This window comes from Rivularia sp. UHCC 0363 (assembly GCF_034931125.1).
Lineage (GTDB): Bacteria > Cyanobacteriota > Cyanobacteriia > Cyanobacteriales > Nostocaceae > Rivularia.
Genome location: NZ_JAYGHM010000018.1, coordinates 1 through 19,069, shown reverse-complemented (window position 1 = coordinate 19,069; position 19,069 = coordinate 1). Strand labels below are relative to the sequence as shown.

Below are 19,069 nucleotides of genomic sequence, written 5' to 3'. Positions count from 1 at the left end.
GGGGAGAAGAATAATTAACTTCTTATTCCCTACTCACTGTTAACTGATAACTGTTCACTGATAACTGTTTGAATGAAGTTCGCATATACTTACAGCGACCCATTATTAGAAGAAACTCCCGAACCTGCTTTAGATTGGGAGGTGGATCGAATTTACCAAGATTTGGGTCAAAGGTCAGAACTAGAGCAATTATTCAAAGATTGTCAAGTAAATCCACCCGATCGCATTTTCATCCGACGTTTGGAAGAGTTGGGGGATTCGGTTGAGCAAATAACATCGCATCTTGCCCAATTTGAAACGATGGGAATCACCCTTATTGCAGTAGAACAAAATTATAATTCCGCAATAAAAGCTACTAATACACACGCTAATTTACTTAAACTTTTAAACGAAATTCAGCAGCAAAAACGCAGTCGTCGCATCCGACAAGGATACGCCCGCAATCGTTTGGATGCTGCACCACCACCCGGGAAAGCTCCCTACGGCTACCGTCGCGGTAAAGCAAAATATACCATTGACCGCAGTACTTCGCCGGTAATCAAAGAATTTTTTGATAACTTTTTGCTCTACGGTTCGCTGCGTGGGGCTGTACGACATTTAGCGAAAAAATACAGTAAAAAAATCTCAGCTACCACCGGAAGACGTTGGTTATCTAACCCCGTATATCGGGGTGATACCGCTTACCGAAACGGAGAAATTATCCGCGATACCCACAATGCAATCATTTCTCGTGAAGAAGCAGCCCAAATTGACCGAATTTTGCGCCGTAACAATCGTTTACCGTCTCGTACCGCAAGTGCATCCCGTTCGTTAGCGGGTTTGGTTGTATGTAGCCAATGTCGATCGCATATGAGTGTTACTCGCGTTACTCTTCACCGACAAAAAAAAGAGTATCTTTATTTACGTCCTATCAACTGTTCTCAAAATCCCAAATGTCGTGCTATTTCTTACCAACAAGTATTACAAAATACAATTGAAACAGTTTGTCATGACTTACCTCAAGCAGTAGAAAAAATGAATTTTACTCAATTAGATGAGGTAAAAAATAATTTAACTGAAGCGATCATTCGTCAACAAAAAATACTAGAACAAATACCGGCTTTAGTAGAAACTGGTATCTTGGATGCAGAAACTGGCAAAATCAGAGCTTATAAACTCCGCATCGAGATATCTACTCTCCAAGCACAACTAGCAATTTTGCCCCCGGTAAATTTACGTTCCGTTGCTCAAGCCGTTTCCATCCCGCAATTCTGGTTAGACTTATCAGAAACAGAACGAAGATTTTACTTTCGAGAATTTATTCGTCAAATTGAAATTATTCGTCAAGATAAAAGTTGGAATTTACGAATTATCTTTATCTTTTGAACAGTTATCAGTCAACAGTGAGCAGTAAACACTCAACAATAATTATTAATACAATATAAACTCCTCGTCCCCTTGTCCCCCGATCTCTCCTTACGGTTTTTTCCCAGTATTGCGGACGTTGGTAATTTTACTAATTAAATCGAACCAAAAAGGGGCACCCATTGCGATCGCGATACCGCTGATAATCCAACCGGGAATTGCTCTCGCAAATCTCAGAAAGGACATCAGACCAGCGTTGCGTGATGGAACTATACCAATTTGCTGTCTAACGTTAACTTCAGTCCAGCCAATAGGTAAGGATATATCTGATAAAGCTTCTTCTGTTTGGCTTCTCAGGGTTCCTATATCTACATATTTCAAATTTTCTTGATTTCGGACTACTATCTGTCCGGCATTATTTACAATTGTATCCCGTAAGGCTGAATCTGTAGAAAGTCTACTTATCATATGAAATGCGTCGGCGTTTGCTGCTACAGCTATAGTAATACCAATTAATATCGCGACTCCTTTAGCATTCCGTTTGTAAACTCCACTAGCTCTTTCCATAGAACTATTAAAAGTGTTTTCCATTTCTTGTCTTAATACATTAATCTCCGATTCTGTAGATTTAACTCTTGCTTGGGTTCGATGAGCTAAAACAGTTAAATTCTCGGTTATGGATTGTGGTAAAACTCCAGTTAATTGCTGAAAATTTTGATAAGTTTGACTATCTTTATCTTTAATTGCTGCTTCAAATTCGTTGTAAACCGCACTACCTTTTTTCATTAATTGAACGATTTCACCAACATTCGGTTGCAAACCTCCTAAAGTAATTGCTCGTTCCTCAGAAGCAAACATATCTTGTCTTAAAAATTTTAGCTTTCGTAAAGCTTTAGTAGAATCTTCGCTTTCTGGAACTTCTGTTTGGAAAGTATCTATATATCTATCTATACTTTCTGCCATGCGACTAATGCTGGTATTCAAGCTAGCTTTTTTTTGATTATAGTTCCACAGGATTTGCTCAAAATCAGCTTGCATTTCGGCAAATTCTTGATAAATTTTACTTAAGAAACTAGTAAATTTATCATCACCTTGAACTTGCCCTTCTAAACTAAATAAGATATTTTGTATTTCCGCTAATCTTTCGGTTTTAAATTTTTCTAGCCTTGATTCTGATAGTTTTTGAGAAAAATCAGGAATCTGCAAGGTTTCCATCAAAGTAGTTGCGTAAATATCGGCAGGAATATAAGATGGTCCGCTACGTTTATCATCACCAAAAACAGTTTCGTTTTTATTTGTTTTAATACTTGCTGCTGTTAGCGGACGAGTAAATGTTCCAACAGCCCAAGTCGCTTTTCTAGGTAAAGTCGCTAAAAACCCTTTTGCTTCTTGATTAATATTTCTAACCAAAGGATTGTTATAAATTTGATTTACTAATTGAATTATCTTGGCTTCTTCAGAATTACTAACACCACCCGCGAGCAAAATTTCAATAGATTTTCTGAGATGTACAGCACGCCATTGTAACAATGTGGCAATTAATTCTTGTATCTCGGAGGCCAACAAACTTAAAATCAAATAAGTAAATATTAAACCTAAAGCAATATCTAAGATAAAAGGTAGATTCATCCTATTTTCCTCTCATAGAATTGAGTGATTAATGTTGGTAAGTTTCGGTGTTATTTTTTATCGGTAAATAATAATTAAGTTTATCTAAATATTTTTTAAAAGTTCCCCGATTCTTTTTTTTTGATAAAAAAAACAAAAATCAATTAAAAAAACATGAATAAACTAGATTTAACGAGATAATAAAAAGATGGTAGTTTTTCACTAATGTTATCATTAGACATTCTGTCAAGGTATCCGCTTTTATTAAGCAGTTTTTAAAACGATTGATTTTTTCCGCTTATTATGCAAAAAGGAAGCTTTATTTGGGGTCGTGTTGAAAAACAGTATCGTAGTATTGACAAACGGGTAGATAGAATCTGGATAGTAATACTACTGATAGCCGCAGTCATACTTTTTACTATCAATCTCGGGATTTTACCCCTGCGAGACTGGGACGAAGGCACGATTGCACAGGTTGCACGGGAATTGAGACGAGGCTCGGCTAGCGAAATGCGATGGCTTTTCCCCACACTTGGAGGTCAGCCTTATCACAATAAGCCGCCATTAATGCATTTGATGATTGCTTGGGCTTATTCTATTGGAGGTGTAAACGAGTGGACTACACGTTTACCAGGTGCAATTTTAACAGCTCTTACAGTACCTTTTTTGTATAGTATTGGCAGAGAAATATTTCATCAACGGATTTGTGCTATTTACAGCGCTTTAGTTTATCTCACAATGTTGCCAGTAGTACGTCACGGAAGACTGGCTATGTTAGATGGTGCTGCGGTTTTTTTCTTTATGGTGATGCTGTTATGCGTATTGCGATCGCGCCGCGATTTACGCTATTGCTTGGGGGTAGGTATTGGTTTTGCGCTAATTTGTCTAACTAAAAGCATTTTAGGTGTTTTGTTAGGCGCTGTGGCAATGATATTTCTGTTTTGGGATACACCACGATTGCTTCGCAGTAAGTATATGTGGATCGGAATGTTTATCGGTGTTGCGCCGGTTGCTTTTTGGTACGGTATGCAGTGGTGGAATTACGGTGATGCTTTCACGAATAAGGGAATGGTTAATCAATCTCTTAGCCGTATTTGGACTTCCGTTGAAGGACATAAAGGTCCTCCTTGGTATTATTTATTAGAAATTTGTAAATATACATTTCCCTGGTTGATTTTTTTGCCAGCTTCTCTACGTCTTACTTGGGAAAATCGCAATCTCAGTTGGGCAAAACTTGTATTAGTTTGGTTTTGTGTTTATCTAATCGCTATTTCTGTAATGGGAACTAAGCTTCCCTGGTACGTATTTCCGATTTATCCCAGCATCGCTTTAGCAATTGGAGCAAAACTAGGTGAAGTAGAAAATTTACCTTTATTGACTCCAATACCTAGATTTTGGTTAGTAATGTTAAGCCTTTTAGCTGTAGTTTCCGCAGGTGCTAGCACTTACTACAGTTGGAGTCCCACACCTTCATCGGAATTACAGCTGATTTTCGCTTCTTTGAGCGTGACAATGGCAATAGCAGCTTTGAGAGCGCAAAGAGGTGACAGACAATTTATCAAAGTTCTTTTATGGGGAACTTATGTATCTTTACTATTATTCGTCAAGTCTAATTACTGGGTATGGGAACTCAATGAAGACTACGCAGTCAAACCCGTAGTCCAAATGGTAGCTCAAGCAAATCCAGGAGCCTCCCCAATTTACATTTCTTCAACCAACCATCGTCCATCATTAGATTTTTACAGCGATGGTACTATCAAACCCGCTTCTCCAGATGACTTGAAATATTATTGGCAGCATGACAAAAAACCTTATTTCTTACTTAACGAAAATACTTTAAAGACTTTGCCATTAGATTCGGTAGAAGAAATAGCCAAACAAGGAGATTGGACTTTAGTCACAAAAAAAACTATCCCCGTGAAAAAGTGATAGTTCAGTTAATCGATCCCCCAACTCCTCAACAAGGAGGATAGAGCATATTTGAATGTTGTTTTGATCGGTCTTATTGATTAGGAAGGAGCCGGTTTGTAATAGTGCGAGCGTGCCGCGATTTTATTGACACCAGGAAGCGTCCCGCGATCTTATTGACACCAAGGAGCTTTTAGCTCGCTCGTTACAACCAGCGAGCTAAAAGCAACCAGCGTGTGCGTTCACCGCAAGGTGTTCCCGCAGGGAAGCCCAAGCGTCCCGCTCGCTAATTGTAACGAGCGACCAAGATGGTCGCACTACGAATGTTTTACCCCGCAAAATTAAGGTGGTGGAGTACTAGTAAAGTTCGGGGGAAATAGCACTAGCATTCAAACTTACTCAAAAAACTATAAAATCAGTTTTCTTTATATGCTCTTTACCCGTGTACTAGTTTTAGCTTTGTTTGTTGACCAAATGAACCAGTCTTATATATAAATATCAATAACTTTATTGTTTATTTTTCTTCTATATCAGAAATTTTCTCTACATTAGAAAGCTTTTGAATATCTTTATGGGCAGTATTAGTTTGAGTAACAGTAATTATGCCTAGTATAATAGCGCTACCTAATATAAAAGCAATCAAAGGATGTTTAAAAAATACAAAATCTCGTAAAATTCGTGCTACAGGTCGGCTTTGACGACGTAGTACAGAAGAAAGAGTAATTTGCTTTAAGGGAAACGGGTCTCGCACAAAATTACCACTACGACATACTACCAGCCTTTCCTGACAGTAGGGGCAATTGTATAATCCGGCACAACTTTTTCGACCTTTCGCCGTAGGATTTTTTTGGCAAATGGGGCAAGTAACGTAATGATTATCAAAGGTGTGTGTATTCATCTACCTCGTCCGCTTATTCTATTTACTCGCTGTATAAGAACTGATATAACTGATAAATTTGCGCTTACATTACCGGAGTATGGTTAAACATAAGCAACACGCGATACATAAAAATCCTTTGGTTAAGGATATTTTTCTGGCTGCAACACGAGTATAGCTATATTTGAATAAATCCGACCTTGCCTATTTTAGATTTTGAATCAAGCAATTGTCGATTAATTTTGTTTTAATAAGAGCGAATGTGTAGGATGCTACATTTCCCGACCTGTATATTTTGATATTTTTTAGTGCCTATCGCTTACCAAACCAAATTAGTTTGCACGATAACCGGCAAAGCTTACTGCTATAAGCTTGTAACCCTATTTAGTTACCTACTGTTTACTATTTAAGCATCTCCTCCACAAAAATTCTGAGCAAATACAGGTTTTTTTACCAAAGCTTTGTAAAGCGATCGCATTAGCTATGGAAAATCCCTGCAAATTTTAGATTGAAAGTAACTTAAACGCTGACTTTTTTTCAAATTAGGCTTTTTTCAACACTATAAAGATAATTTAAGCTCAAATCTTTAACTAAATTTCAAGTTTCGTTTCATAAATATGGTTAAAGCCGTACAAATCAATCCTGAATTAACAGTCTGGAATCACAAACAGCAAACAATGAAAAGCAATATTAATTAAAAGACTTAATAACCCCTAAGTAATTCACTTAACAGATTCATCACATTTACCCAACTATTTTCCCGTGCATCTATATTGCTTTTAATATTATTCGCTAATTGATATAGGAATCCGGTTTGATTATTGGAACTATTAGTTTATATAGATAGGAAAAAATGTACTTTTAAACGGGAGCCTAATTTACCACTCCACCGCACTGTATCAACCAGGAGTAAACCGATAATGAGTGCATTCAGATTTACTCTTGGCTGATTTTTAAGTTTATAAGTTTGGTGGTTTAAACTTCCCTACTTGACGATTATCTCTCGATAGAAGCCATCAACAGATATATTCAGCCTTAATCATTTGGATGGAGGGTCAGTCCCCTCAACGGAGGTGACTGGCATTTTTTGTGATCTACTGATGTCAAAATCTCCATCGAATAACCAACTACATGAATGTTGATTATAGAATGACAAAAAAAGGAGCTTATTCTTCTTCAGCTTCTTCTAAATCTTCTGGATCGACTTGTTTGAGACGAATGTGCTTTTTGCCTAAAGTAATGATAAATTCATCTCCTGGTTCAAGACCCATTTGTTTTGTATAAGCCGAACCAATCAATAAATTACCATTAGACTGCACGCTAATTCTATAGCTAGCACTGCGTCCTCCACGTCCGTTAGCACCAGAAGTGCTATCCAACTGAATCCCCTCAGCATCAATTAGGGCATTCAAGAATTTCATCATGTTAACGCGCTCTATACCATTTTTAGTAACGGTATAGTAGCCGCACTGCTTGGCTTTATCTTCCTTGCTTATATTTTCAAGCTCCTTAACTTTCTTAAGTAGATCTTCGCCGACTAGGGGGTCAATTTTTTTCTGTTTAGCCATCAACTTAAATCGAAAATGAACGATGGGTGTGGTGGAATCGATTTCATTTTAACTGAAGTTGAGCTATTAAGAACAGGTTGATCGATGATTTTTATTTTTTTTTATTAGACAACATTAGACAACAATATGTTTTGACCATGTAGATTATTTGCGATTATTGATGCTATTAAAGAAATTAAGCCAGTGATGACATCTATATAATCAATTTTTTGTTAGATAGATAGTGTTAACTCTAGCTCCAAACGGTATATCATACTTTATACTGTTACACTATATTTATCTAAATTTTCTTAAAATCTTCAGGTAAATATTTTTCTCTTACCTTCCTTTGATACTAAAAAGTAGTTTGATAAGCACATAAGCGTGGACATTCAACAAGTAGAACATTAAACGTCGCAAAATTGGCATGAAACTTACCACAAAAGGACACTATAGTGTAAAAGCGTTAGTAGATTTGAGCTTGCAGCAAAATTACGGCCCATTTTCAACTAGGGTTATTGCAGGTCGTCAAAATATTCCCGCTCCTTATCTAGAAAAACTGCTAATAGAAATGCGTCGTGCTGGATTGGTAAAATCAATTCGGGGTAAAGATGGTGGATACCAATTAGCACGAGAACCACTCCTCATATCTTTAGGAGAAATTTTAGAAGCAGTCGGAGAAACAATTGAACCTCTTCCTCACCATAATGCTTCACCTCAAGCTTCTGTTGATTGGGTAACTTTTAGTCTTTGGCATCGACTATCTCAAAAGCTCAAAGAATCGTTATACAGTATTACTTTGGCAGACCTTTATTACGATGCTCGCAGTTGGCAAGCCTCTTTGGGAGAAGAAGCTAGTTTTGTGGTTTAATTGTCAAACATCATTTATTCTATGAAAATTATTTACCGTTTATTACAGCTATATTGACTTAACGGAATATTCATCCATAAAAATTTTGACATCTTCTTGTGCTGTCTTAATCCTTGCTGCTAGTTTAGATTATTTAATCGGCGACCCCTGGAATTGGATTCATCCCGTACAAGTAATGGGCTGGTTCATTTCTCGCTTAACTAAATTAGCTCTTAAATATTGTCATCATTCTTTGACACAACGTTTAGCTGGAATAGCACTGACCGTACTTTTAGTAATAGGTAGCGGTGTAGTTGGTTGGTTAATAATACGATGTGCTGGGTTGGTTCATCCAATACTGGAAATTTTAGTAGAAAGTATTTTACTAGCTAGTTGCTTTGCGCTCAAAAGTTTAAGAACAGCAGCCGAAACAGTAATCAAACCTTTAAAAGCAGGAAACATTAAAGAAGCTCGTTCGATTCTCAGTAATTTTGTTGGTCGAGACACGCAAAATTTAACTTCCTTGGAAATTTTACGCGCAGTATTAGAAACAGTAACAGAAAACGCTACTGATGGAGTAATGGCTCCTCTTTTTTATGCCGTACTTGGTGCTTTTGTACCATTCACTGGACCTGCGACTTTTGCTTTAGCATATAAGGCTAGCAGTACTCTTGATTCTATGATTGGTTATCGTGAAGTTCCATTTATTTATTTAGGATGGTTTAGCGCACGTTTGGAAGATTGTTTAACTTGGTTTCCTTGTCGATTAACAGTTATAACTCTAGCTTTACTATCTGGTAAACCTTTAAAGGTAATTAAAATTTGTCAGCGAGATGCACCCAAAGATTCAAGTCCTAATTCTGGTTGGAGTGAATGCGCTTATGCGGCAATTTTAGATGTACAAATGGGGGGTATTAATTGGTACCGTGGAGTAGCGAAAGTAAAACCTTTACTCGGAAATGCGATTTATCCGATTACAATAAATTCTATTAAAACTGCTTTACAACTAACTCGATATTCCTTTTTGCTGTGGTTGGGGGGAGCTGCATCTCTACTCTTATTCGCAATAAACAGGTAATGATAAGTGTAGAAAATTAGGGTTGGAGTTGCCTCCAATTAAACGGAATGTCACGAAAATTAAGTTTTAAGTATGTTTTAAGTATGGGATATTTACTTTAAGCCTTGGTTCCATGCATTCTGGATTAACTAACTGCTCAAAAAAATTTCGTATAATTAATGACTCAATAATATCGGTTTATGAGTGTGTCCCTCAAAGTAGTTAAAATACTTTCAGCAGAAGAACTTCCTCGTACCTTAAGAAGACTCGCTTCTGAAATAGTCGAAAGAACCCGCGATTTATCCAAATTAGTACTTGTCGGTATTTATACGAGAGGAGTGCCGTTAGCGAATTTATTAGCAAGTCAGATTGAAGGACTTGAAAACGTAAAAGTTGCGGTAGGTGCTTTAGATATTACATTTTATCGCGATGATCTAGATCAAATTGGATTGAGAACACCCTTCAAAACTAATATACCTTTCGATTTGACAGGGAAAACCGTCGTACTTGTAGATGATGTCATATTCAAAGGAAGAACGGCTCGTGCTGCTTTGAATGCTGTCAACGAATATGGTAGACCCGAAGTAATTCGTTTAGCTGTTTTAGTAGATAGAGGTCATCGTCAAGTACCAATTCACCCGGATTTTATTGGTAAGCAGTTACCAACCGCAGCAGAAGAAATTGTCAAGGTTTATTTACAAGAAACTGACGGGAAAGATGGAGTCGAGTTGATTGAGGATTAGTATCTGGGAAATTATCAACGTACTTAACTCCGAACGCGGATTAAATGGATGACACTGATTAATAACTCCGGTGGTACTAACTCTTTTTATCTATTACCCATCACCGGACTTCCATGATGATGAACCAGATACCATTTACCACCAAGTAATTCAAATACATTCGTAGCTAAAGACTCGGCTTCTACTCTTGAACCTTTGATGACTTGCATTACATTTTCAACTAGCACAATGTAAGCAATATCTCCTCGAATTTCCGTAGAAATGATATCAGTATTAATCTCAATATAAGGAGTATTTTTAAAAATATTTACCCAGGAATCGCTGACCTGTTTCCAACCTCGAAGTATACTCCATCCCGGATGAACGCAAAGACTACTAGTTCCTTGAGACCATACTTGACTCATTGCATCAATGTCTTTCTTCTCAAAAGCACGATAGAATGCTTCATTTGCTGCTAAGACTTCTGAACGCCGATCAATCATAATAGGGAATAGGGAATAGGGAATGGGGAATAGGGAATGGGGAATAAAAAACTGATAATTGATAACTGTTAATTCTCAGTTTTAACATCACCAATAGTTTGTAACAATTGCTTCGCAGTGTAAGGTTTGGATAAAAAAGCTTTGATGCCGATATCGCTAATTGCATTCACTTTATCATTAGAAACTAGTCCGCTAACAGCAATAATTTTGACTTGAGGATTAATTTTTTGTAACGTGCGGATAGTTGTTAATCCATCCATTGCTGGCATAACTATATCTGTTAACACAACGGATATTTCATCTCTATATTCTGCATATAAGGCGATCGCCTCAATGCCATCGCTTGCTGTTATTGCTTTGTAATTATAGCTTTCTAATGAAGTTTTTGTAATATCTCGAATAGAATCTTCGTCATCTACAACCAAAATTAATTCTCCTGCACCCAATGGTAAATCTAACTCTACTATTTCTGGAGTTTCTTTTACTTCTTGTGCTGGTAAAAATACTTGAAAATTACTTCCTTTATTAACCTCGCTTTGGACGTTAATAAATCCACCGTGACTTTTAACAATCCCAAGTACTGTCGAAAGACCTAATCCGGTACCTTTTCCAAGTTCTTTGGTTGTAAAAAATGGTTCAAAAACTCTATCTAATATTGTGGGAAAAATACCAATTCCAGTATCGGCTATAGAAATCATTATGTAAGAACCCAGTTTCGCATCAAGATGCATTTGAGCATAATTTTTATCTACAACAAAATTTGTCGCAGAAATCGTTAATTTACCACCATTTGGCATTGCATCGCGAGCATTAACACATAAATTCATCATTACTTGATGCAGTTGAGTTGCATCTCCAGAAATCATCCAGAGATTTTGCGGTATTTCGTCGGAGACTTGAATTATTTTAGGAAATGTTTCTTTAACAACTTGTTTAATCTCATTAATTAAATGCTTTGGTTGTAGTAAAGTGCGATCGCCTTCTACTCCACGGGTAAAAGCTAATACTTGTTTTACTAAGTTTGCTCCGCGCTTGGCATTATTAATTAATATTGGTAAAAGTCGTTTACTTCGCTCATCATGCAGTTGTGTTTCTAATAGTTGTGCTGTCATTAAAATCGGTGCCAGTACGTTGTTAAGGTCGTGAGCGATACCGCTAGCTAATGTGCCGATACTCTCCAATCTCTGAGCGCGAAAAAATTGTGATTCTAATAGTTTTTTCTGGGTAATATCGGTATTAACAACTAAGATAGATTGTGCTTTATTCTCAAACTCTTTTAATCGCGTCCAGCGACTTTCAACAGTGATGTTTTTGCCAATTTTTGTTGTTTGATCGAGTTCCCCTTCCCACGAACCATTTTTTATTAAAGTGTTAAAAGCCGATTGTATTTGCGATATTTTTTTTTCTTGCCAAAGTTCTGCTGTTTTTTTCCCAATAGCTTCACTTTTGTGACAACCATAAAGACGTTCGGCTGCTTTATTCCAATATAATATTTTGTGATCTAAATCTTGTACAAAGATTGCATCTGTGGCAACATCAAGTAGTGCTGCTTGTTCGCGGATTTTTTGTTCGGTTTGCTTCCTTTCTAAAGCGTAACGAATTGAACGTTCTAATAAAGGTGCATTCAACTGACTCTTCTCTAAATAATCTGCTGCACCCGCTTTCATCGCTTCAATATCTATGTCTATATCTCCCTTACCAGTAAGCAAAATCATCGGGGAAGAACATCCACATTCAATAGCAAAGCGTAATAGTCCTAATCCATTTTCTGCCCCCAAGCGATAATCAAATAGATAAATATCATGTCGGTTACAAATTATGACATCTTTTGCTATTTGATAGTTATCTAACCATTCTAATTCGCAGCTACCTAATTGAAATTCACTTAGCCAATCGCGAATTAAAATATAATCATCTTCATCATCATCTACTAGCAAAACTTGAATGGGATTGCTATGCATAATTTACTCTCCACCATTTAGTACGGTAGTTCTACAATATCAAACCAGTACTTTCCTATGGTTTTCATCACTTCAACTAAAGAGGCGAAGGTTACTGGTTTAATAATAAAAGAATTCGCGCCCAAAGAATAGGAAAGTTGAATGTCTTCTTCTGCTTTCGAGGTTGTCAGCACTATAACGGGAATGTGTTTAAAGGTAGGGTTTGCTTTAATTTCCACGAGTGCTTCACGACCATCTTTTTTAGGCATATTTAAATCTAATAGAATCAAAGCTGGAAGTGGTGCATTTTTTGGGTTTGCATATTTTTCACGTTGAAACAAGTAATCCATCAATTCTTCACCATCCTTAACAATATGCAGTTCGTGCTGAAAACTACTTTCTGCTAAGGCTTCGCGAGCTAACATACAGTCATCATCATCATCATCAGCCATCAATATCGTGATGCTTTGCCGACCCTCCACTAGTTATTTTCTCCTTAACGCTGGTTTCGCAATAAATAAATTATTAAATTGCAACAAAAATTCCAGTAATTTTTGTACCCCACATTCCTTATATCGGGTATGATAAACCTTTTTTGAGCAAGATAAAATTAGGTATAGCGCGATCGAGGGAGGAGTCGGCGTTATTTTCCATAATTTAATTCATATTTTGCACCAGTTTGAATAATCGGAAGTAGAGACTGCAAGTCCTAGTTTTCATACTCAGTCTGACAACCAGAAATTTTTACTCCGGCCCTTTCTGATTAAGAATCGTGCGAAATATCAGTTTAATCAATCTGAGACAGCCAAGTTTCATTTTTAATTCTTTCAGCAATCGGATGTGTGGTTTCCACTCCTGGTTGGGATGTATCTTGATGCCATCTTTGCCATATTTCGGCTGCAAGAGTCGAAAATTCATCTCTTACTTGAAACCAAGTCGGATTGTCTTCCCTACTGTATAAATCGCAAAGTAAATCTAAAACCTTTTCTGAAGTATTATTACTGATAGGATTGAGTTTCTTTTTGTTTACTTCAACTAATTTTTCTGCTTCTGGAAATACTCTGTTTAATCCTTCTTTAATACTTAAATGACCGAGTTTTTCTGAGCATCTCGATATGTTAAATAGCGAGTCGCAAATGCGCCGATTTAAACCAAGATATGTGGAGCCTTTAAGGGCTTGGATAAAATCATCTAATGCGGCAACAGCATTATCTTCAATTAATAGTAGATATTCACCTTTAAGCAAGCTTGTTTCCGAGAGGACTGCTTGGCAAAAATTATGGCTGTGACCTGTAGTTAAATCAGTTTTGGCTAGTTTTTCTGATAACTTTAAAGCCTGTAAAGATAATTTACTGTCTCCCAATCTTACCCAAACTCTTCCTGCTAAGGCTATCCATCTCGCTACACGCTGAATCAAGCCAATACGTAATGCGTAATATGCAGCTTTGAGAAAGTTGTCTGCGGCTTGTTCTAAAGTTTTTCTATTCTGGGAAATATAAAAATATATTCTAGCTGCATTACCATGAATCTCTGATAATGATTCATACACATCTAGACCAGCATCTTTATAATAAGAGTTTGTGTTGATCGCACCTCTAATTCGATACTTCCATTCCTTTAACTCTAACCAGTTATTTGTGCAATTATCTTGAAAAAATTCTGGATTTTGACCGCAAGAAAGTTCGTATAAATAAATTTCCGAACGGATTAAGGCTTCGATGGGGGAAATTTCATTTTTATTTACCTGTAGCTGAAAATCAATCTTCTCAATCGCTTCTTTAAGCTCTTCGATCAAATATTTGGCATTAATCACATTACCTTGAAAAATTGATAGTCTTAATTCCAATCGCTTTGCTAAACAGTAAAAACGGTAAAAAGTGAGACGATAGGTAAAGTAAATATCTTTTGGGGGAATATCTGAAAAATGCTTTTTAGCTTCTTCAGCAATTTTCTTGATTTCCGATAGCTGACACCTTTCATCTAAAAATTGAAAGTTGTGAAACGCTTTTCTAACTATAGAAAGTCGCTTTCTCAACTCCGAAAGATTCCGACAAGCTGATATATATATCTCACTATCAATTTCATTATTGCGATTCTTATCCCCAAACCATTGTTTTACAGCACAAACAATTGCTTGCAACATCACAATCATTGAATCTCGACCGACCCAAATACCTTGATACTGTTGTTTATCTCCCAAAATTACCGTTGTTTCCACTAAAGAATGGATGTTGCTATCAAGAGTATTTGTAGATATCGTTAGTAAAGTATCTTCCTTCAAACCCATATTTAAAGTACAAGCACTAATCGCGTTTTCCACCATAGTGTTGCTAGATGTATATATCCATTCCAGAGGTTCGGGGTTATCGCTATCATCACCGAAACTACAGGTCGCGATCGCCATCACCACGGGTTGAAGGGAATCTAAAATTCGGGTTTTTGAGGCTTCTTGGAGCGATAAACCGGGAGTTTGCAGCTTGTACTCAGCATTGAACGCAATTTCTTCCAAGAAAGAATAAACGTCATGGTATTCGTCTGTATAGTCAATCGAGCGAGATAAAGTCTGAAATTCCAGCTTTTTAATTCTGGCATGAAGCGAAGTATCATGTGATGTTCTCTCCTTAATTAAAATACTCAGAAATAGCGCGATCGCTTCTTTACGGCTAAATTTATTTTTACCACCATTATGCAAATTTTTTTGAGCTGCTTCGAGTTTTTTAATCACCCGCATTTTTAACTTTAAACCTAATGTCGGATGAGGTTCCCAAAGTTTTTCGATCAATGCGTTTAAAGCATCTTCATCCAGGGGTGAATCACTAAACAACTTCGTACTAGCAATAGTTAGTTTATTACCAGCAATTGTCAAAAACTCCTGAGTTGTAGACAGCAAGTCTTCAAATTCCAAAAGTTCAAGCAATGCAACTATCTGACCAACGTGAAAAAATCTTTCCGGAGTCACACGGATACTTTGAGTTTCAGCAGGTAAAAAACCAGCAGACTCTAAAAGTTCGTCAGCACCAATTTTTCCCAATTCCTTCCTTAATTGGTTGGGAGTAATAACAGTATCTTCATGAGTATCTTTCTTTAATTTTCTCTTAGAAGCTTTGTCACTCTTTAATTTTTCGCACAGTTTGACCAAACCTTCACTAGTTACAGGTAAAGATTCTTTTTTTTCACTCAGAAAATCTATCACCAACGGACGACTAACACCCATCCCCTTAGATAACTCGAGCTGCGTTGCTCCCATTTCTTCCAAAAAGAACAGTAGCATTTCTCGTAGTTTATCTTGGTCTCCAACTTTATCCCTGCCCATACTTCTCCATTAAACATCATTCAAATGTAAATCAAATTGACTTTTTTTTGGTATATCTCCACACAAATACACAAAATGAGACATTACGATTAATATTAAATCGATTATCTCGGTCTTAGTACAAAGCTAGAATGCTCTTATAGAAAAGATTTAGAACTGCGATCGCCGTTAATTCACTACGGAATAATTTAAATCAGGCTACACTTTAGCTATTTTATCCACGAATTTACAGCTTTTCACTTTTATATGTATTCAGGATTGACAATAAAATAAGTATCATATGGCGTTTTGTATTCATAACTACTCTTTATTTAAAAATTATGTTACCAATGTTTACATTTTAGTTTAATTGACATTTGATATAAGCATAAATAACTAAAAAATCCTAAAAATAGAAATTTTTGTATCTTAAGATACTTTTTAAATAAATGAAGAGTCATTATAATTGACACATAAAGGTAATTTACACTTATAATAGGTATAAATAACGATTCTCTGTAAGTGGAGCGAATACCTGAATCAAGTCTGTAACAAGTGATTGGCTATTGTCGCGGAGAACTAAAACATGACCTTCCCACAGTTACAAGAATTCTTAATAAAAGCGCAACCAATGAAGATGTACTTGGATATTGGAGACCAGCTTTCACAGAAATCACCCATAGCTATTCAACAATCAAATTCAAATACCCTTGTGCTACCTGTGGTTTTTTCTCACATGAGTTTTTTGTTAATTCAAGCATTATGTGAAACAGGACACGGTGAATTTCGCATTAGTAGCGAAAAAAAGAACCACGAACTTGCGGTTTATTTGGGTAGTCACATCAGCTACCGCTACTTATTGAATCCTCAGCAAGTTGAACCAATTAAGAATGCATATCATCAAGTAACTAATACTTGGAGCAAATGGCATTTTTCTAAGTAAAATCAATTTTGGATTTTAAATTGTGGATTTTAGATTCTAATTTGAAATAGTACTAAAATCTTCAAATCTGGGATTCATCCCTAATATTTGGTCAACCCAAAATTACCGGGTAAAGATAGTTAATAGGAAGTAAGGAGTAGAACAAATTTTGGTTTTCCAATTTTCAATCACTCCGTAAAGTTTCCTTATTAGACTACTAGTTTTAATCCAAAATTCAAAATCTAAATTCAATATGGCTGTCGATAAACTAGAAGTTTACGAGCCGGTGAAGTGTTTTTTAATAGCATTTACCGGCTTTTTGATTAGCTAGATGCGATATCTCAATTTTCCCAACCAAAAAACTACGCAACCAGGATAAAACTATGACTATTAAAAAATTCAATCCCTTATTCAGATTAATTTTAAAAGCTCTCAAATACTTTGTATTCATAGTATTTGGTTTGATTTTCGCCGCTTGCTTATCCAGAATTGTCGGCACTTCACACATAACTTTGAATATTTTTTACACAGTCTTTGACATTATGTGGCGTTCCGGAATCATTTTAATTTGTTTAGCTGGAGCGGCAGTACTTATCGAATCTTTTCGGTAATAATGACTCAATCAATCATGCATAATCTGAGTTTTGCACAATATAAAATAAGGAGAAAAAAATGAGTTTCCTCAACAATTTCTACGGTTTCGTGATCTTATGCTGTCTTTCTTCTACGGCTATACTTGCCGTACTAATCGGCTATCCGGGAAGGGTTTCTATTGAAATACAGCCGCTTAGGTCAAAAGTTACGATCGAAAGTGAAACTTCTCGATGTACTATTATCGACCCAACATTAGCGATACGCGATCGCAAAGACGGTTAATTTGATGGTTGTTTTGACAAGATTGTTGCTAACTTGTGTGGAAGATGAGGAGTTTATTTCCATCGCATATAGCGGTTTTTAGTTTTATCTATTAGACTTAACAAAAAACCGCTATATTATACGCTATAAAGCAAGCCCATTAAAAAAACCCAAGCAATCTTGCCTGAGCCGTAAGTTAATTAAGTTAACTTAGCAAATTAAGGAATTAACTGTTTAACATAAATCGTTAGTGAAGTTTAGTAGCGGTTACGGAAATTGTTATTTCTGCGATTTCCACCAAAGGAATTTCTTTCCTCTCTGGGTCTAGCCTTATTTACTTTAAGGTCGCGTCCCATCCATTCAGCGCCATCAAGAGCTTCAATAGCTGCTGCTTCTTCATCTTCTGAACCCATTTCTACAAAGCCAAAACCGCGTACTCTACCAGTTTCGCGGTCAGTAGGAATTTGAACTCGTCTTACAGTGCCATATTCTGCAAAGACGGCGTTCAAATTTTCCTCTGTAACGTCGTATGAAAGATTGCCTACGTAAATCGACATGGATCGTCTCCGAAATCATGAGTGTGTAGAGATTTACATTTCGGAGATAAGTCTGTGAATGCTAAAAACAAACGCTGTCTACCGAATTAATTCTCCTTGGTAAGTATAACATACAGGTCAACTAATAGGGATGAGAATAATTCTTCTTACTTTTATTTGCACAAGCACATATTTTGATAGCCAACCTAATCTGTAATTAATCGATAATAAAAAAGTTCGCGGTCTAAGCTGTATTCTTTAAATTTAAGGATTGTACGCGCTAGTCGTCCTGATTGCAAATGAAGAATTGCAGCATCTTTTTAAAATAAGTTCTTTTGCCTAAACAACTAGGGCTAATTTTAAAAATAGAACTCGTTTTTGGAAACACAGGGTATTATGAAAGATAATCAAATTAATCCAACCACATCAGATGCCAGCGTTGCGGAAAGTAGCTCGCTAACGTCAGAACAGTATCGTAAAAAAATGCAGCGACGTAAAGAAGTGCAAGATCAAAGAATTGCTGACGCTTCACTCGAAAAAGGTTTAGTTATCGTCAACACTGGTAACGGTAAGGGAAAGACAACAGCATCTTTGGGAATGGTGCTGCGTTCCCTAGGACATGGATACAAAGTGGCGATAATTCAGTTTATCAAAGGCGCGTGGGAACCTTCCGAGAAAAAAGCATTTAGTGCTTGGAAGGAAAGCGGACAGCTGATGTTCCATGCAATGGGTGAGGGATTCACTTGGGAAACTCAAGACCGCGATCGCGATATCGAAAAAGCTCAAGCTGCTTGGAATAAAGGATTAGAATACATCAACAATCCAGAATACAGGCTGGTTTTATTGGATGAAATTAATATCGCGATTAAACTCGGTTATTTAAGAGTTGAAGAAGTATTAGATGGACTTTCACAAAAACCCGAAAGAAATCATGTCATACTTACAGGTAGAGGCGCACCTCAATCGTTAATCGAACGAGCCGACTTAGTTACCGAAATGAATTTAGTTAAACATCCTTTCCGCGACCAAGCTGTAAAAGCGCAGCCGGGAATCGAATATTAGAGATTGCTCAAGATCGCTGCTTCACCTAACTAAGGAGAAGCGGTGG

The 19,069-nt window shown here is 36.7% G+C and carries 16 protein-coding genes; 8 read left to right on the top strand and 8 right to left on the bottom strand.

Annotated elements, in window-relative coordinates; all coding sequences use genetic code 11:
* Positions 1-72 precede the first annotated feature (72 nt).
* Entirely contained in the window at positions 73-1,365 is a 1,293-nt protein-coding gene (locus VB797_RS12325; protein ID WP_323237978.1) for a recombinase family protein, read from the top strand.
* A gap of 90 nt (positions 1,366-1,455) precedes the next feature.
* On the opposite strand, the gene VB797_RS12320 is transcribed toward VB797_RS12325, so the two are convergent.
* Positions 1,456-2,973: a hypothetical protein gene (locus tag VB797_RS12320; RefSeq protein ID WP_323237977.1), complete on the bottom strand. Its 1,518-nt coding sequence runs from the start codon at positions 2,971-2,973 to the stop codon at positions 1,456-1,458.
* Positions 2,974-3,255: 282 nt separating this feature from the next.
* Between VB797_RS12320 and VB797_RS12315 the strand changes: the two genes are divergently transcribed.
* On the top strand, positions 3,256-4,881 hold the full coding sequence (locus tag VB797_RS12315) for a glycosyltransferase family 39 protein (RefSeq protein ID WP_323237976.1): 1,626 nt from the start codon (positions 3,256-3,258) through the stop codon (positions 4,879-4,881).
* A 493-nt stretch (positions 4,882-5,374) separates the two neighbouring features.
* On the opposite strand, the gene VB797_RS12310 is transcribed toward VB797_RS12315, so the two are convergent.
* On the bottom strand, positions 5,375-5,758 hold the full coding sequence (locus tag VB797_RS12310) for a hypothetical protein (protein ID WP_323237975.1): 384 nt from the start codon (positions 5,756-5,758) through the stop codon (positions 5,375-5,377).
* A gap of 1,145 nt (positions 5,759-6,903) precedes the next feature.
* Positions 6,904-7,305 (bottom strand): AbrB family transcriptional regulator, encoded by a 402-nt coding sequence (locus VB797_RS12305; RefSeq protein ID WP_323237974.1) that lies wholly within the window; start codon positions 7,303-7,305, stop codon positions 6,904-6,906.
* A gap of 406 nt (positions 7,306-7,711) precedes the next feature.
* On the opposite strand from VB797_RS12305, the gene VB797_RS12300 reads away from it, so the two are divergent.
* The 3 genes from VB797_RS12300 to pyrR all read left to right on the top strand — a co-directional run bounded on the left by VB797_RS12300 (position 7,712) and on the right by pyrR (position 9,934).
* Positions 7,712-8,155 (top strand): Rrf2 family transcriptional regulator, encoded by a 444-nt coding sequence (locus VB797_RS12300; RefSeq protein WP_323237973.1) that lies wholly within the window; start codon positions 7,712-7,714, stop codon positions 8,153-8,155.
* 85 nt (positions 8,156-8,240) lie between these two features.
* Complete coding sequence (cbiB, locus tag VB797_RS12295; protein ID WP_323237972.1) at positions 8,241-9,212, top strand: adenosylcobinamide-phosphate synthase CbiB; 972 nt, start codon at positions 8,241-8,243, stop codon at positions 9,210-9,212.
* Positions 9,213-9,391: 179 nt separating this feature from the next.
* Complete coding sequence (gene pyrR / locus VB797_RS12290) at positions 9,392-9,934, top strand: bifunctional pyr operon transcriptional regulator/uracil phosphoribosyltransferase PyrR (RefSeq protein WP_323237971.1); 543 nt, start codon at positions 9,392-9,394, stop codon at positions 9,932-9,934.
* Positions 9,935-10,020: 86 nt separating this feature from the next.
* Here the strand turns inward: pyrR and VB797_RS12285 are convergent, their stop codons facing one another.
* The 4 genes from VB797_RS12285 to VB797_RS12270 form a co-directional block, all read right to left on the bottom strand.
* Positions 10,021-10,416, bottom strand: a complete 396-nt coding sequence (locus VB797_RS12285; protein WP_416350863.1) for a nuclear transport factor 2 family protein — start codon at positions 10,414-10,416, stop codon at positions 10,021-10,023.
* A gap of 68 nt (positions 10,417-10,484) precedes the next feature.
* On the bottom strand, positions 10,485-12,377 hold the full coding sequence (locus VB797_RS12280) for a response regulator (RefSeq protein ID WP_323237970.1): 1,893 nt from the start codon (positions 12,375-12,377) through the stop codon (positions 10,485-10,487).
* 17 nt (positions 12,378-12,394) lie between these two features.
* On the bottom strand, positions 12,395-12,838 hold the full coding sequence (locus VB797_RS12275) for a response regulator (RefSeq protein WP_323237969.1): 444 nt from the start codon (positions 12,836-12,838) through the stop codon (positions 12,395-12,397).
* Between the two features lie 305 nt (positions 12,839-13,143).
* A complete protein-coding gene (locus VB797_RS12270) occupies positions 13,144-15,669 on the bottom strand; it encodes a hypothetical protein (protein ID WP_323237968.1) in 2,526 nt (841 codons plus the stop codon).
* 565 nt (positions 15,670-16,234) lie between these two features.
* On the opposite strand from VB797_RS12270, the gene VB797_RS12265 reads away from it, so the two are divergent.
* Positions 16,235-16,591, top strand: a complete 357-nt coding sequence (locus tag VB797_RS12265; protein WP_323237967.1) for a hypothetical protein — start codon at positions 16,235-16,237, stop codon at positions 16,589-16,591.
* A 651-nt stretch (positions 16,592-17,242) separates the two neighbouring features.
* The gene (locus tag VB797_RS12260; protein WP_323237966.1) at positions 17,243-17,446 is read left to right on the top strand and encodes a hypothetical protein; all 204 of its coding nucleotides are present in this window, start codon (positions 17,243-17,245) and stop codon (positions 17,444-17,446) included.
* 236 nt (positions 17,447-17,682) lie between these two features.
* On the opposite strand, the gene VB797_RS12255 is transcribed toward VB797_RS12260, so the two are convergent.
* Complete coding sequence (locus VB797_RS12255) at positions 17,683-17,982, bottom strand: RNA recognition motif domain-containing protein (RefSeq protein ID WP_193916655.1); 300 nt, start codon at positions 17,980-17,982, stop codon at positions 17,683-17,685.
* 375 nt (positions 17,983-18,357) lie between these two features.
* Between VB797_RS12255 and cobO the strand changes: the two genes are divergently transcribed.
* Positions 18,358-19,023, top strand: a complete 666-nt coding sequence (gene cobO / locus VB797_RS12250; RefSeq protein WP_323237965.1) for a cob(I)yrinic acid a,c-diamide adenosyltransferase — start codon at positions 18,358-18,360, stop codon at positions 19,021-19,023.
* Positions 19,024-19,069: the final 46 nt, after the last annotated feature.

Bases quoted from the DNA above. Each gene is read 5' to 3' on its own strand.
- VB797_RS12315 (WP_323237976.1), top strand. From the start codon at position 3,256: ATGCAAAAAGGAAGCTTTATTTGGGGTCGTGTTGAAAAACAGTATCGT.
- VB797_RS12270 (WP_323237968.1), bottom strand. From the start codon at position 15,669: ATGGGCAGGGATAAAGTTGGAGACCAAGATAAACTACGAGAAATGCTA.
- VB797_RS12325 (WP_323237978.1), top strand. From the start codon at position 73: ATGAAGTTCGCATATACTTACAGCGACCCATTATTAGAAGAAACTCCC.
- cobO (WP_323237965.1), top strand. From the start codon at position 18,358: ATGAAAGATAATCAAATTAATCCAACCACATCAGATGCCAGCGTTGCG.
- pyrR (WP_323237971.1), top strand. From the start codon at position 9,392: ATGAGTGTGTCCCTCAAAGTAGTTAAAATACTTTCAGCAGAAGAACTT.
- VB797_RS12320 (WP_323237977.1), bottom strand. From the start codon at position 2,973: ATGAATCTACCTTTTATCTTAGATATTGCTTTAGGTTTAATATTTACT.
- VB797_RS12300 (WP_323237973.1), top strand. From the start codon at position 7,712: ATGAAACTTACCACAAAAGGACACTATAGTGTAAAAGCGTTAGTAGAT.
- VB797_RS12310 (WP_323237975.1), bottom strand. From the start codon at position 5,758: ATGAATACACACACCTTTGATAATCATTACGTTACTTGCCCCATTTGC.
- VB797_RS12255 (WP_193916655.1), bottom strand. From the start codon at position 17,982: ATGTCGATTTACGTAGGCAATCTTTCATACGACGTTACAGAGGAAAAT.
- VB797_RS12305 (WP_323237974.1), bottom strand. From the start codon at position 7,305: ATGGCTAAACAGAAAAAAATTGACCCCCTAGTCGGCGAAGATCTACTT.
- VB797_RS12280 (WP_323237970.1), bottom strand. From the start codon at position 12,377: ATGCATAGCAATCCCATTCAAGTTTTGCTAGTAGATGATGATGAAGAT.
- VB797_RS12260 (WP_323237966.1), top strand. From the start codon at position 17,243: ATGAGTTTCCTCAACAATTTCTACGGTTTCGTGATCTTATGCTGTCTT.
- VB797_RS12265 (WP_323237967.1), top strand. From the start codon at position 16,235: ATGACCTTCCCACAGTTACAAGAATTCTTAATAAAAGCGCAACCAATG.
- VB797_RS12285 (WP_416350863.1), bottom strand. From the start codon at position 10,416: ATGATTGATCGGCGTTCAGAAGTCTTAGCAGCAAATGAAGCATTCTAT.